Origin of the sequence: Bacillus tuaregi (assembly GCF_900104575.1) — a bacterium.
GTDB lineage: Bacteria > Bacillota > Bacilli > Bacillales > Cytobacillaceae > Bacillus_BD > Bacillus_BD tuaregi.
The window spans coordinates 3,889,490-3,904,196 of the sequence record NZ_LT629731.1 but is presented as its reverse complement, the minus strand read 5'-3'; the positions used below and the strand labels follow the sequence as shown (position 1 = coordinate 3,904,196).

Sequence of the window (14,707 nt, the reverse complement as noted above, 5' to 3'; positions counted from 1 at the left end):
AATTAACAATCTTCGTAAACAAGTTGGTAACTGTATAATTTAATGTGAAGAGTTAGGAGTTGATGGGACGCCGTGTGAGTAGGAAACTCTCGCGCACGGTGTTAAGCGGGGGAAAAGGAAGAGATAACATCAATACCTTACCTATCGCCACCCAATAAATCCCAATATTTGTTAGTGAAATTATTGGCTTCACGATTTAAAAATTTATGTGTAGTCGGCGATTCGGATCAATCTATCTATCGATGGCGCGGAGCGGATATCACGAATATCCTTTCCTTTGAAAAGGATTATCCTAATGCCACGGTTATTCTGCTTGAACAAAACTATCGCTCGACAAAGAGTATTTTAGAAGCGGCCAATAAGGTAATTGCCAATAATATGAATCGAAAGGAAAAGAATCTTTGGACGGATAATCCTGAGGGGAATAAAATCCACTACTATCGTGCAGATAGTGAACAAGGAGAAGCACAATTTGTTGTTGGTAAAATGAAAGAAATTGTCCAAAAGCAAAATCGCAAGTGGTCTGACATCGCGATTCTTTACCGAACAAATGCGCAATCACGTGTCATGGAGGAAGCATTACTCAAATCAAATATCGAGTATTCGATTGTAGGCGGAACAAAGTTCTATGATCGGAAGGAAATTAAAGATATTCTTGCATATCTTCGCTTAATTGCCAACCCTGATGATGATATCAGTCTACAAAGGGTTATCAATGTTCCCAAAAGGGGCATTGGTTCAAGTTCCTTTGACAAAATGGCTAACTTTGCCGGCAATTATGATATTTCTATTTTCAAAGCCCTTGATTCTGTTGAACTAATGGGGTTAAGCCCGAAAATTACCAAGTCAGCAGCACAATTCAGAGATTTAATTAACAACCTTACTAATATGCAGGAGTATTTATCTGTTACAGAACTGGTAGAAGAGGTATTAGACAAAATAGGCTACCGGGAAATGCTACAAGCAGAGAAATCGATCGAAGCCCAAAGCAGGCTGGAAAATATTGATGAATTTCTGTCTGTTACGAAAAACTTTGAGGATAATAATGATGATAAAAGCTTAATTGGCTTTTTGACAGATCTTGCATTAGTTGCCGATATTGATAAGCTTGATGATGATGGAGAACAGTCAGACGCCGTTATTCTCATGACCCTGCACTCGGCAAAAGGCTTGGAATTTCCAGTTGTCTTTTTAATCGGACTGGAAGAAGGCGTGTTCCCACACAGCCGCTCATTAATGGAAGAGGTTGAAATGGAAGAGGAGAGGCGCTTGGCCTATGGTGCGTGACGTTAGACAGAAATCGAGTTTACTCGAAGGATTGTCTGGACTAACAATTTGTTAGTAACAACTGAAACTGTGAGACCACGGTGGGATACCCAAATAAATCCCACGACTAGATGGCTGTTAATACTCCCCCATGCGTGTTTGGTAACGAATGCGTGTGAAGCGGGGTGAAGTCGCATCGAGTAGCCCTAACAGGTTAAGCTGAGGAAAGGTTAAACATACTGTGAAAGTGATGCGGACAGGGAGCTATATATGGTCAGAATTTGATTAAATCAATGACGAATTGCCGAATGTACGTCTCGTATAGCCGTCTTTAGAAATGAAGGCGAATTAATTATTCTCCAAAATAGGTATCGTAGAGTCTATGATGGATGAAGCTAAAGGGTTGTTTCACTCTTATAGAGGGATAATCGGGATAAAGGCAAGACCTAAGTATAGTTATATACCTAACAGTTTCGGAACGTCAGAAGTCCCTAACGAATGAGTAATAACTTGGGGAACAGTAATCCAAATACTGTGAAAGAGTTATGAATAGGGATGGCAGTTGGGGTGTAGTATCTGTGAAACTCTGATAATAAAGAGTGGAGAGAAGGCCCCTAGTCTAGTATACAGGTTAATCGCTATCCCTAGAGGAAAAGAAGGCGATGCCATTATAGTGCATTATTATAACTAGTATATTAGATGGAACGCCGTGTGCGGTGAAAGTCGCACGCACGGTGTGGAGTGGGGGAAAAGCTGGAGATAATTTCAAAGGTTTACCTATCACTATTCGGGATCACCAGAGCAGAAGAGCAATTATTTATCACAAATGCGAAAATGAGAACCTTATTTGGTCGAACAAACATAAATGCTCCTTCTCGTTTTATTAAGGAAATTCCTGCGGAGTTATTAGAAGGATTAGAGCCGGCAAAGAAAAACACTTCATTTCGAGCAGCACAGTCAAGCACAAGACTTCAGCAGCGTAAGGCTGTTATGAGACCTGCCGTGACGAATACTGGCAGTGATGGCGTCCAATGGAAGGTTGGAGATAGAGCGGAGCACGGAAAATGGGGAGTTGGAACCGTCGTTAGTGTGAAAGGAAGCGGAGATGGGACAGAGCTTGATATTGCCTTTCCGAGCCCAACCGGTATCAAACGGTTACTGGCCCAATTTGCGCCTATTAAGAAAAAGGATTAAGAATATTTACGTTTGGAGGAATGAAAGTATATATGGATCTTCAAACAGCTGAAAAGAAAATAATTGATTTGCGAAAGCAGTTAAATCAGTATAACTACGAATATTATGTTCTGGATAAACCAACTGTTCCGGATGCGGAATATGATCAATTATTGCAGGAATTAGGAAAGCTTGAAGAGCAATTTCCAGAGCTTGTGACCCCTGACTCGCCAACGCAGCGTGTTGGTGGGCAGGTTTTGGACATGTTTCATAAAGTAACCCATGATAGCCCAATGTTAAGTCTTGGGAATGCCTTTAATGAAGATGATTTACGGGAATTTGATCGTAAAGTCCGCCAGGCTGTCGGAGATCAATTTTCATATGTTTGTGAGCTGAAGATTGACGGCCTAGCAATATCCCTAAAGTATGAAGAGGGACTTTTTGTTCAAGGGGCCACCCGTGGTGATGGAACGGTAGGAGAAGATATTACGGCTAATTTAAAAACGATCCGCTCGATTCCGCTTCGTCTTAAAGAGCCGATGACATTGGAAGTGCGTGGTGAGGCCTTCATGCCAAAGCGCAGTTTCTTAAGGCTGAATGAGCTGAAAGAGGAAAACGGTGAAGAACCATTTGCAAACCCTAGAAATGCTGCAGCAGGTTCATTACGTCAGCTGGACCCGAAAATTGCCGCTTCCCGTAACCTAGACATCTTCTTATATTCCATTGCCAATATGGGAGATTCAAGAGTCACCGCCCATAGCGAGGGTCTTGATTGGCTTGAACAGCTTGGATTTAAAACCAATAAGGAAAGAAAAACATGCTTCAATATTGAGGAAGTATTGAAATATATTGAGGGCTGGGCGGAGAAACGTCCTCATCTCCCTTACGAAATTGATGGCATAGTTATTAAGGTGGATTCTCTATCCCAGCAGAAGGAGCTAGGGACCACGGCGAAGAGCCCGCGTTGGGCAATCGCCTATAAGTTTCCAGCTGAGGAAGTTGTCACGACTTTGCTGGATATTGAACTAAACGTCGGCCGGACGGGCGTGATTACACCAACCGCGATTCTAAGTCCTGTAAAGGTTGCGGGTACAACAGTACAGAGAGCATCCCTTCATAACGAGGATCTAATCCGGGAAAAGGATATTAGGCTTGGGGATCAAGTCGTAGTGAAAAAGGCTGGAGATATTATACCGGAAGTGGTGAATGTGCTGCCGGAAAGAAGAACAGGCGAGGAAAAGGAATTTTACATGCCGACGCATTGCCCAGAGTGTAACAGTGAGCTTGTTCGTATCGAGGGCGAAGTGGCACTACGTTGTATCAATCCTAAATGCCCGGCACAAATTCGTGAAGGTTTAATCCACTTTGTCTCTCGAAATGCGATGAATATTGACGGTCTTGGAGAAAGAGTCATCAGTCAGCTATTTGCTGAAAAACTGATTGAAGATGTTGCAGACCTCTATAAGCTTACGCGTGAGCAATTACTTGGTCTAGAGCGGATGGGAGAAAAGTCTGTAACCAATTTATTGTCGGCCATTGAGGCATCTAAATCCAACTCACTTGAGAAGCTTTTATTTGGATTAGGCATTCGCCATGTTGGAGCGAAGGCAGCGAAAACGCTGGCACAGCAGTTTGAAGAGATGGACAAGCTTTCGCAAGCTACCCTTGAAGAATTAACCGCCATTAATGAAATCGGCGAAAAGATGGCCGATTCGATTGTTACATTTTTTGAACAGGAAGAGGTTCAAGAGCTTCTTCAGGAGTTAAAGGAATTAGAAATAAATATGAAGTATACGGGTGCAAAGCCTGCTGCTATAGAGCAATCGGATTCCTTTTTCTTTGGTAAGACTATTGTTTTAACGGGTAAATTAGTTGAAATGACTAGAAATGAAGCGAAAGAAAAAATTGAAGCACTTGGTGGAAATGTCGCTGGAAGTGTGAGTAAAAAGACAGATTTGGTTATCGCAGGTGAAGATGCCGGTTCCAAGCTAAAGAAGGCGGAAGACTTAGGCATTATGGTGTGGAATGAGGAGAGACTGGTTGAAGAATTATCGGAATAAGAGGTGTTGTACGTGAGGAAAATCTTAAGTATAGCTCTCTGTTCAGTCTTATTGATGTCAGGCTGTGCACCAAACTTCCAAAAACAAGAAGAGGTTGTACAGGATCAGAAGAAATCAGATGAAAAAGCGATTATTCCTAAATATAATATTTCTGATGACTATTATCGGACTATTTTACCCTTTAAACCATCAGAGGCGCGTGGGTTAGTCGTTAATAATTTGAATTCAAGATATGATCTGAATGAGTTTGAGATGGGATTGATGAGAGTAGCACAGAATACATTTGATGCTGATCAGTATTTGTTTCAGGAAGGCCAATACTTAAAGGCAAAAACGGTAAAATCATGGTTGAATCGTAAGTTTACTCCCGAGCAGCTAGAAGCAAGAGACATGAAGGAATCAGAAAATCTCGGCTTGAACCCGCTCGATGATGAGAAGGGGACAATAGAAGAAAGGAATGAAAAGAGTCCGATTTATCTAGCCCATATATTAGAGCACAATTACCTAGTAAAAGGGGATAATGGCAAGGTAAGTCTTGGTGGTGTTGTCATTGGATTAGCCATGAATTCAATCCATTATTATCAAAAGGAAGAATACGGTGCAACGTTTGAAACCAAAATTCCACCTGAAACAATAGAAAAGGAAGGAAAGGCAATGGCGGAAGAAATCGTCAAACGATTACGGAATATTGACGGATTGAAGGATATCCCGATCACCATAGCCTTGTTCCATCAGGAGAGCAGGACCTCTGTCGTGCCTGGTAGCTTTTTTACTTATACCAATATTGGTAAAGGAAGCTCTCAACTAGGAGACTGGAAGACAATTGATGAGAAATATGTTCTATTTCCGTCTGGTGAAGCTACAGAAAAGCACAGAGATGATGCAACGTCCTTCTCTAACTTCAAACAGGATGTTGAAAAGTATTTTCCTAACTTTAATGGTGTCGTTGGACGGGCTTTTTATGCAGGAGGTCATCTTCAAGATCTAAATATTGATATTCCAATTCAATTTTATGGGAAAACAGAGGGAATCGGCTTTACACAATTTGTAACCGGTAAAGTAATGGAGCATTTTCCGAATTATATTTCCGTTCAAGTGAATATATCCTCTGTAAATGGGCCTGAAGCGCTAATTGTGAAAGAGGTCGATCAAAAAGAACCATTTGTTCATATTTATCATTAATCCGTAATAGGATAGAGAGACATGCGTTTCTCTATCTTTTTTTTGTTTAGCTCCAGCGCCCAGTGTCAGCCCAGCCGCATCTTAATGGAAGGCAGGAACGCCTTCTATTTAGGTGCGTCTTATGCAGACTATAGCTTGATCAGGCGCATGCATTACTTATTTGGTGGAAAAAGTGAGTCAGCGTTCAGCGGTAGCAATCACCGTCCTCTAGTATTAGAGTTTGTCGAAAAGTATATTAGTGAAAATTTAAAAAAGTTATACACTTTTGAAAATTCTGTTATATAATACTTTACATGAGGACGATGAATGTTTTATAACAGGGAGGGGATTTAATAATATGTCCACACAAAAGGTTGGCATTCAAATTATCGGAAAATTATTGCCGGGCTATGAGACAATCTTAACTCCAGAAGCATTAAGTTTTATCGAGCAGTTAGAAGAACGGTTTGGCGAACGGCGCAAAGAGTTACTTAAGAGAAGACAAATTAGGCAAAAAGAGATTGACCAAGGAAAGCTGCCGGATTTCCTGCCTGAAACGGCTCATATTCGAAAAGCTGATTGGACCATTCGACCGCTTCCGAAGGATCTTCAAGACCGACGTGTGGAAATTACCGGACCGACTGATCGAAAAATGATTATCAATGCTCTTAATTCCGGTGCTAAGGTGTTCATGGCGGATTGCGAAGATGCAACGGCACCGAATTGGAGAAATATGATTGAAGGGCAAATTAACTTAAGAGATGCCGTTAGAAGAACGATTTCCTTTCATAATCCTGCTGGGAAAGAATACAAATTAAAGGATGAAACCGCCGTACTTCTTGTACGCCCAAGAGGATTCCATTTAGAAGAAAAAAATATCCTCTTAGACGGACAGACAATTTCTGGCAGCTTGCTTGATTTTGGTTTGTATTTCTTCCATAATGCGAAGCAGCTGATTGAGCGAGGGACAGGGCCTTACTTTTATCTGCCAAAGCTTGAAAGCCATCTTGAAGCAAGACTGTGGAATGATGTCTTTGTCTTTTCACAGGATTATCTTAATATCCCTCAAGGTACGATTAAGGCAACCGTTCTAATTGAAACCATTATGGCAGCCTTTGAAATGAACGAGATTCTTTATGAACTGAGGGACCACTCAGCAGGCTTGAATTGCGGTCGCTGGGATTACATTTTCAGTTATCTGAAGAAGCTGCGCAACCAGGATCATGTTATTTTACCTGATCGATCCCAGGTGACAATGACTGTTCCGTTCATGAGATCCTATTCCCTATTAACCATTCAAACCTGTCATCGAAGAAAGGCACCGGCAATTGGGGGTATGGCCGCGCAAATTCCGGTAAGCGGGAATCCAAAAGCGAATGAGGAGGCATTTGCCAAGGTTCGTGCAGATAAAGAACGGGAAGCTCGTGATGGACATGATGGAACATGGGTAGCGCATCCTGGTTTAGTACCGGTAGCGATGGAAGTGTTCAATCGTGAAATGCCGGAAGCCAATCAAATCGATTCATCAAAGCAGCAATCGATTAAAGTGAATGCCAGTCATCTTCTAGCCGTACCAAAGGGGACGATTACCGAAGACGGAGTCCGTATGAATATTAAAGTAGGTATTCAATATGTGGCTTCCTGGCTATGCGGAAGAGGAGCAGCGCCGCTCTATCATTTAATGGAGGATGCAGCAACAGCGGAAATCAGCCGAGCTCAGCTTTGGCAATGGATTCGTCATCCAAAGGGAGTTCTGGATGATGGAAGAAAAGTAACACGAGAGATGTATGAAAGATTTAAAAGGGAAGAGATGGAGATAATCAAGCAGGAAATCGGCTTAGAAGCCTATCAAAATGGGCGCTTTCATGATGCGATTCAGTTATTTGACAGGCTGATTCTAAACGATGAATTCGTAGATTTTCTAACCTTACCAGGCTATGGAATATTAGAATAGGTTTTCTGTAGACTGAGCGTTCGTTATAATACAATACTTATTGTTAATTTGTTCTTTAAAAAAGTATGTATGGTGGATAAGGATAGATAGATTGATAGGAAACATACTCATCGTTCTCTTAGAGGTGAATTTTGAACTCATTCTGTACGAACAAAGGAGATGTTTGTAAATGGTACAAAATCGAATCCAACAATTAAAAGAAAGCTGGAGAAATGAAGCAAGATGGAAAGGCATTAAAAGACCATATTCGGCTGAGGAAGTTATTAAACTTAGAGGTTCAATCGATATTGAATATACATTGGCTAAAAGAGGTTCAGAAAAGCTTTGGAAAATGATAAATGAAGAGGACTATGTTGCCGCACTCGGCGCCCTGACTGGTAACCAAGCCGTTCAGCAGGTAAAGGCAGGTCTCAAGGCGATTTATTTAAGCGGTTGGCAGGTTGCAGCAGATGCTAATCTTGCCGGTCAAATGTATCCAGACCAAAGCTTATATCCGGCAAACAGTGTACCAAATGTGGTGAAACGTATTAACCAAGCTCTCCAGCGTGCAGATCAAATTCATCATATAGAGGGCGATAGAAGAGTTGATTGGTTTGCCCCAATCATGGCCGATGCCGAAGCAGGCTTTGGCGGGCAGTTGAATTGTTTTGAGCTCATGAAAAGCATGATTGAAGCAGGTGCATCAGGGGTTCACTTTGAGGATCAGCTCTCATCTGAAAAGAAATGCGGACACCTCGGTGGTAAGGTTCTACTTCCAACTCAAACGGCTGTGCGTAATTTAGTTGCTGCTAGGCTTGCGGCGGATGTTATGGGGGTTCCGACAATCCTAGTTGCCCGTACAGATGCGAATGCAGCTGATTTAATTACAAGTGATGTAGATCCATACGATGCGCCATTCATTACAGGTGAGAGGACATCTGAAGGCTTCTTCCGTACTAGAGCCGGCTTGGATCAGGCTATTGCACGCGGGCTTGCCTATGCACCGTATGCAGATTTAGTTTGGTGTGAAACATCAGAGCCAAATCTTGAAGAAGCAAGAAGATTTGCTTCAGCTATTCACGAGAAATACCCAGGGAAACCGTTAGCCTATAATTGCTCACCTTCCTTTAACTGGGAGCAGAAGCTTGATAAGCAAACCATTGCAGAGTTCCAAAGAGAGCTCGGCAAAATGGGGTATAAATTCCAGTTTGTTACGCTGGCAGGCTTCCATGCCTTAAATCACAGTATGTTTGAACTGGCAAGAGGCTACCGTGATCGCGGTATGGCAGCATACTCAGAGTTGCAGCAGGCAGAGTTTGGCAGCGAGCAATATGGCTATACAGCAACAAGGCATCAAAGAGAAGTTGGAACAGGCTATTTCGATCAAGTGTCAATGGTAGTTACCGGCGGACAGTCTTCCACAACAGCCCTGAAAGGATCAACAGAAGCAGAGCAGTTTAACTCTAAATAATGTAAATCAAATATGCATTCGAAAAATTCCCTCTTTCATTATAAAGAGGGAATTTTTTGGTATGAGGATGGAAAAGCTGATATTATTCACTTGTATAGGTCGGCAAACATACATAGTAGTAGGTTCAATAGTCATGGAGGTGTGGCACATGGAGAAATCAAAGGTTGAAGAGTATCTTCAGCAAGGTATTCATGGTCCAAAAGAGACGAACCCCGATGAAAGAAGAAAGTATCTAGGGACTTTACGGGAAAGAATCGAGGTTGCTTTGACACAAGGGCAAGTAATGGAGGAAGAGATATACAGCGATGTGGAGCAGGAAATGAAGGAGCACCCGCAAACACACCTTTATTTAAATGGACAGATTGATTATCGTTTTTTATCTAAATATATTCAAAAGGCTAATCAATATAAAATAGAATTCACCATTGTCACGAACAAGGAGCATCAGACTGATATTGGCTTAATTCTTGCCCATTCTAATGCTGTAGATAAGGAAAATATTTTTGTCACAAGAAAACCGGCTGTGCCTGAGGTCCAGGAGGAGAAAAAAGGGGTATTTTCCTTTTTTAAAAAACTAATTCCATGATGAAAAAAGTGTCAGGTATTGTCTAATATGCAAGCCTGACACTCTTGTTTAGCATACTAAAGTTTGATATTATCAAATTATTGTGTAATTGTTCGAATTCCTTAGGAGGTGACCAATAATGACAAAAATTACAATGGATGAAGTGAAGCACGTGGCAAACCTGGCTCGACTGGCGATTACGGAGGAGGAGGCTGAAAAGTTTGCCCAGCAATTAGGTGCCATTATTACATTTGCTGAGCTGTTGGATGAGCTAGATACAGAGAATGTAGAGCCTACATCACACGTTTTAGATATGAAGAACGTCATGCGGGATGATGTAGCGAAGCCTGGAATTCCGGTTGAAGACGTACTAAAAAATGCACCAGCGCATGAATACGGACAAATAAAAGTACCAGCTATTATTGAGTAAGGAGGAGAGACCCTGTGAGTTTGTTTGATCATAAAGTATCAGATCTTCATGAGCTGTTACATAAAAAAGAGATTACAGTGTCTGATCTTGTCGATGAATCGTATAAACGAATTCAAGAGGTAGATGACAAGGTACAGGCATTTTTAACGTTAGATGAGGAAAGAGCAAGGGAAACTGCGAAAAAGCTAGATGGGAAAATCGGGACTGACGAATCGAAAGGTCTTCTGTTCGGTATGCCAATCGGTGTAAAGGATAATATTGTCACGAAGGATTTACGTACAACTTGCGCAAGTAAAATACTTGAGAACTTTGATCCTATTTATAATGCAACGGTTGTTGATCACTTACATAAAGCAGAGACCATTACCATTGGTAAATTAAATATGGATGAATTCGCAATGGGTTCTTCGAATGAGAACTCAGGGTTTCAAAAAACCTATAACCCATGGAATTTAGAAAAGGTTCCAGGTGGTTCTTCAGGCGGCTCGGCTGCTGCTGTAGCTGCGGGAGAGGTACCTTTCTCATTAGGTTCTGACACAGGCGGCTCGATTAGACAGCCGGCTTCTTTCTGTGGTGTAGTAGGCTTAAAGCCGACCTATGGCCGTGTTTCACGTTTCGGTCTCGTAGCATTCGCCTCTTCATTAGATCAAATTGGTCCGATTACGAGGAATGTTGAAGATAACGCATACCTGCTGCAGGCTATTTCAGGGCTTGACCCAATGGATTCGACTTCAGCACCGGTTGAAGTGCCTAATTTTGTCCAAGCTTTAACAGGAGATGTAAAGGGCTTGAAGATTGCTGTGCCAAAGGAATATTTAGGCGAGGGTGTAAATGAAGAGGTACGTCAATCTGTTTTAGATGCCTTGAAGGTGTTAGAGAGTCTTGGGGCTGTTTGGGAAGAAGTATCGCTGCCACATTCTAAATATGCGTTAGCGACGTATTATTTACTTTCATCCTCAGAAGCATCTGCCAACCTGGCACGCTTTGATGGTGTTCGTTACGGCTATCGTTCACCAAACTCTGAAACATTAATCGATCTATACAAGAATTCAAGATCAGAAGGTTTTGGCGATGAGGTGAAGCGACGTATTATGCTTGGTACCTTTGCCTTAAGCTCTGGTTATTACGATGCTTATTATAAGAAAGCACAGAAGGTACGTACACTGATTAAAAAGGATTTCGATGATGTATTTGCCAAATATGATGTCATTATTGGACCGACTACTCCGACACCTGCTTTCACAATTGGTGAAAAGATTCTTGATCCGTTAACTATGTATGTCAATGATATTTTAACGATACCAGTAAATCTGGCAGGTGTGCCGGGAATATCTGTTCCTTGCGGTTTCTGTAATGGTATGCCATTGGGATTACAGATTATTGGAAAGCACTTTGATGAGAGCACTGTTTACCGTGTTGCCCATGCGTATGAGCAGGCAACAGATTATCATAAGCAAAAGCCTGCATTGTAAGGGGGGAGAACATTGGAATTTGAAACGATTATTGGACTAGAAGTCCATGTTGAGTTAAAAACAGAATCAAAAATATTCTCTGCCAGCCCAAATAAATTTGGGGCAGAGCCTAATACAAACACATCCGTTATTGAGCTAGGTTACCCTGGTGTACTGCCTGTACTAAATAAAAAGGTAGTCGATTACGGAATGAAGGCTTGTATGGCGTTAAACTGTGAAGTAGCGACAGAAACCAAATTTGACCGTAAGAACTACTTTTATCCAGATAATCCAAAGGCATATCAGATATCACAATTTGACAAGCCGATTGGCGAGCATGGCTGGATTGAAATTGAGGTTGACGGCTATAAAAAGAAAATTGGCATTACTCGTATCCATTTAGAAGAGGATGCCGGCAAATTGAATCACGGTCCTGGTTATTCACTTTGTGATTATAACCGCCAAGGAACACCGTTAATTGAAATTGTTTCGGAGCCTGATATCCGTACGCCGAATGAAGCCTATGCATATTTGGAAAAGCTAAAGTCTATCATCCAATACACGGGTGTATCTGATTGTAAAATGGAAGAAGGTTCCCTTCGTTGTGATGCCAATATCTCACTTCGTCCCGTCGGACAAAAGGAGTTTGGTACGAAGACGGAGTTAAAGAACTTAAACTCCTTTAACTTTGTCCGCAAAGGACTTGAGTATGAAGAGAAAAGGCAAGCACAGGTATTGCGTTCAGGCGGTGTGATTGAACAGGAAACACGCCGTTATGACGATGTAACGAATACAACTAGCCTGATGCGTGTAAAAGAGGGATCTGACGATTATCGTTATTTCCCAGAGCCGGACCTATTAGATATTTATATCGATGAAGATTGGAAGGCTCGTGTTCGTGCAGAGATTCCTGAGCTACCGGATGAACGCAAAAAACGTTATGTGGAGGAGCTAGGGCTTCCAGCATACGATGCAGCAGTTTTAACGGTAACAAAGGAAATGTCTGATTTCTTTGAAGCGACTGTTCAAGCCGGTGCAGATGCAAAGCTTGCTTCCAACTGGATGATGGGCGATGTATCAGCCTACTTAAATGCAGAGCAAAAGGAATTACATGAAGTAGCGCTTGCACCAGAATCTCTTGCAGGTATGATTAAATTAATTCAAGATGGAACCATCTCATCCAAAATTGCCAAAACGGTTTTTAAAGAGTTAATTGAAAACGGCGGCGATGCAGAAAAGGTGGTAAAAGAGAAAGGGCTTGTGCAGGTTTCTGATGAAGGTGCCCTTTTAAAATGGGTAACAGAAGCAATTGATGCAAATCCGAAGTCAGTGGAAGACTTTAAAAACGGAAAAGGAAAGGCAATTGGTTCTCTTGTTGGTCAAGTCATGAAAGCATCAAAAGGACAAGCCAATCCGCAAATGGTTAATAAGCTATTAATGGAAGAATTGCAAAAACGGTAATATGAAAAAGCTGATGGCTATTCCATCAGCTTTTTTGATTGCACATATAAATGATTAAGAATACCAAAGGAAAATTGACAAATATATTGATAATTTCCCGGGAAAGGATGGAATATGACAAAAAAGAACGGCTGCAGCTATGACCTTTTCATGCTTATTATTGGTTGTTTTTCGTCATAGCTATCGTTTCATCAAATGCTTTCTCAATTCCTTTGTTAGATTTGAAGGTGAATAAGCTAACTACAATAGAAAAGATGAGATTTATGATAAACCCTGGAACAATCTCGTACAGCTGAAATGGGATTATTCCTGCCTTTGTAAAATTGGCCCATAGAATAACAGTAACAGCACCGGATACCATTCCGGCAAATGCTCCCCAGCTGGTCATTTTCCTCCAGAATAGACTTAAAAGTATTATTGGACCGAAAGCCCCACCAAAACCAGCCCAAGCATATGCGACCAGATTTAAAATGGTATTGTCCTGCTCAAATGCCATAAACGCAGCAACAATTGCCACCGCTAGTACAGCCATTCTTCCTAAGAAGACATATTCTTTATCACTAGCATCCTGGCGAAGCAGTACCTTGTATAAATCCTCAACAAGTGCACTTGATGTAACGATTAATTGTGAAGAAATAGTACTCATAATGGCTGCCAAAACAGCGGCTAATAGGAATCCGGCAAAAAGCGGGTGAAAAAGAATTTGACCTAAAGTAAGGAACACTGCCTCAGGATTGTTTAATGTATATTCTGTATGTTTGGCAAAAAAGGCAATTCCAATAAATGCGGTTAACATAGTGCCAATTAAGGAAAAAATCATCCAGCCAATTCCAATTCGGCGGGCATTCTTAATTTCTTTTACACTAGTAATGGCCATAAAGCGAACAATGATATGGGGCTGTCCGAAATAGCCTAACCCCCAAGCTAGTGCTGATATAATTCCGAGGAAGGTCGTACCTCTAAAAAGGTTAAGAAGAGTAGGATCGATTGTACGAATGGTATTGATCGTCTCTGCTGGACCGCCTGTATGAAAGACCGCAAGAGCAGGAACAAGTATTAAAGCAAATAGCATCATAAGTCCTTGAAGGAAATCAGTATAGCTAACTGCTAGAAATCCGCCAAATAATGTATAGGCTACAACAACGCCACTGACGATTAAGAGTCCAGTATGATAGCTGACATTAAAGGTGTTTTCAAAGAAAACGCCGCCGGCAACCATTCCAGAGGACACATAGAAGGTGAAAAAAACGAGGATCACTAAACCGGAAATAATTCTCAATAGTTTTGTGGAATCATGAAATCGGTTCTCTAAATAACTAGGAATGGTAATCGAGTCATTTGCAATTTGTGTATAGGAGCGCAAACGAGGTGCTACAAAAAACCAATTACAATAGGCTCCTATCGTTAATCCGATAGCAATCCAAGCATCTGCTAGACCTGAAACATAGATGCCCCCAGGTAATCCCATTAAAAGCCATCCACTCATGTCTGCTGCACCGGCACTTAATGCAGTGACTGCGGGTCCTAACGAACGACCTCCTAGCATATAATCCGTTAAATTAGCTGTCCTTTTATAGGCATACCAACCAATCCACAACATAACTGCCATATATAACACAATAGCAATGAGCTGATAGGTTTCGTTTGACATAAAAATTCTCCTTTAAAGTATTATTATATTGATATTGTATTCTATCTATTCCTATAATAGTTTATATTTTGCGCATAGTACAAGT

At 41.4% G+C, this 14,707-nt stretch carries 9 protein-coding genes and 2 pseudogenes; 10 read left to right on the top strand and 1 reads right to left on the bottom strand.

The window, feature by feature from the left end; genetic code table 11:
* Nucleotides 1-153: 153 nt before the first annotated feature.
* From BQ5321_RS21135 to gatB, 10 genes and pseudogenes are all read left to right on the top strand, one after another.
* Nucleotides 154-1,278, top strand: a pseudogene (locus BQ5321_RS21135) (3'-5' exonuclease); the annotation flags it as partial.
* A 735-nt stretch (nt 1,279-2,013) separates the two neighbouring features.
* A pseudogene (locus BQ5321_RS24310) lies at nt 2,014-2,460 on the top strand (ATP-dependent DNA helicase PcrA); the annotation flags it as partial.
* Nucleotides 2,461-2,492: 32 nt separating this feature from the next.
* Complete coding sequence (ligA, locus tag BQ5321_RS21125; protein ID WP_071396343.1) at nt 2,493-4,499, top strand: NAD-dependent DNA ligase LigA; 2,007 nt, start codon at nt 2,493-2,495, stop codon at nt 4,497-4,499.
* A gap of 12 nt (nt 4,500-4,511) precedes the next feature.
* On the top strand, nt 4,512-5,681 hold the full coding sequence (locus BQ5321_RS21120) for a CamS family sex pheromone protein (RefSeq protein ID WP_071396342.1): 1,170 nt from the start codon (nt 4,512-4,514) through the stop codon (nt 5,679-5,681).
* A gap of 337 nt (nt 5,682-6,018) precedes the next feature.
* Entirely contained in the window at nt 6,019-7,614 is a 1,596-nt protein-coding gene (gene aceB, locus BQ5321_RS21115) for a malate synthase A (RefSeq protein WP_071396341.1), read from the top strand.
* Between the two features lie 169 nt (nt 7,615-7,783).
* A complete protein-coding gene (gene aceA, locus BQ5321_RS21110; protein WP_071396340.1) occupies nt 7,784-9,064 on the top strand; it encodes an isocitrate lyase in 1,281 nt (426 codons plus the stop codon).
* A 148-nt stretch (nt 9,065-9,212) separates the two neighbouring features.
* On the top strand, nt 9,213-9,650 hold the full coding sequence (locus tag BQ5321_RS21105) for a YueI family protein (protein ID WP_071396339.1): 438 nt from the start codon (nt 9,213-9,215) through the stop codon (nt 9,648-9,650).
* A gap of 118 nt (nt 9,651-9,768) precedes the next feature.
* Nucleotides 9,769-10,059 carry an Asp-tRNA(Asn)/Glu-tRNA(Gln) amidotransferase subunit GatC gene (gatC, locus tag BQ5321_RS21100; protein ID WP_071396338.1) on the top strand — a complete coding sequence of 97 codons (291 nt, stop codon included), beginning with the start codon at nt 9,769-9,771 and terminating at the stop codon, nt 10,057-10,059.
* 14 nt (nt 10,060-10,073) lie between these two features.
* Nucleotides 10,074-11,531, top strand: coding sequence for an Asp-tRNA(Asn)/Glu-tRNA(Gln) amidotransferase subunit GatA (gatA, locus tag BQ5321_RS21095; protein WP_071396337.1), 1,458 nt, complete (start codon nt 10,074-10,076; stop codon nt 11,529-11,531).
* A gap of 12 nt (nt 11,532-11,543) precedes the next feature.
* Nucleotides 11,544-12,971 carry an Asp-tRNA(Asn)/Glu-tRNA(Gln) amidotransferase subunit GatB gene (gene gatB / locus BQ5321_RS21090; protein WP_071396336.1) on the top strand — a complete coding sequence of 476 codons (1,428 nt, stop codon included), beginning with the start codon at nt 11,544-11,546 and terminating at the stop codon, nt 12,969-12,971.
* A 157-nt stretch (nt 12,972-13,128) separates the two neighbouring features.
* On the opposite strand, the gene putP is transcribed toward gatB, so the two are convergent.
* Nucleotides 13,129-14,622, bottom strand: coding sequence for a sodium/proline symporter PutP (gene putP / locus BQ5321_RS21085; protein WP_071396335.1), 1,494 nt, complete (start codon nt 14,620-14,622; stop codon nt 13,129-13,131).
* Nucleotides 14,623-14,707: the final 85 nt, after the last annotated feature.

Bases quoted from the DNA above. Each gene is read 5' to 3' on its own strand.
- ligA (WP_071396343.1), top strand. From the start codon at position 2,493: ATGGATCTTCAAACAGCTGAAAAGAAAATAATTGATTTGCGAAAGCAG.
- aceA (WP_071396340.1), top strand. From the start codon at position 7,784: ATGGTACAAAATCGAATCCAACAATTAAAAGAAAGCTGGAGAAATGAA.
- gatC (WP_071396338.1), top strand. From the start codon at position 9,769: ATGACAAAAATTACAATGGATGAAGTGAAGCACGTGGCAAACCTGGCT.
- aceB (WP_071396341.1), top strand. From the start codon at position 6,019: ATGTCCACACAAAAGGTTGGCATTCAAATTATCGGAAAATTATTGCCG.
- BQ5321_RS21105 (WP_071396339.1), top strand. From the start codon at position 9,213: ATGGAGAAATCAAAGGTTGAAGAGTATCTTCAGCAAGGTATTCATGGT.
- putP (WP_071396335.1), bottom strand. From the start codon at position 14,622: ATGTCAAACGAAACCTATCAGCTCATTGCTATTGTGTTATATATGGCA.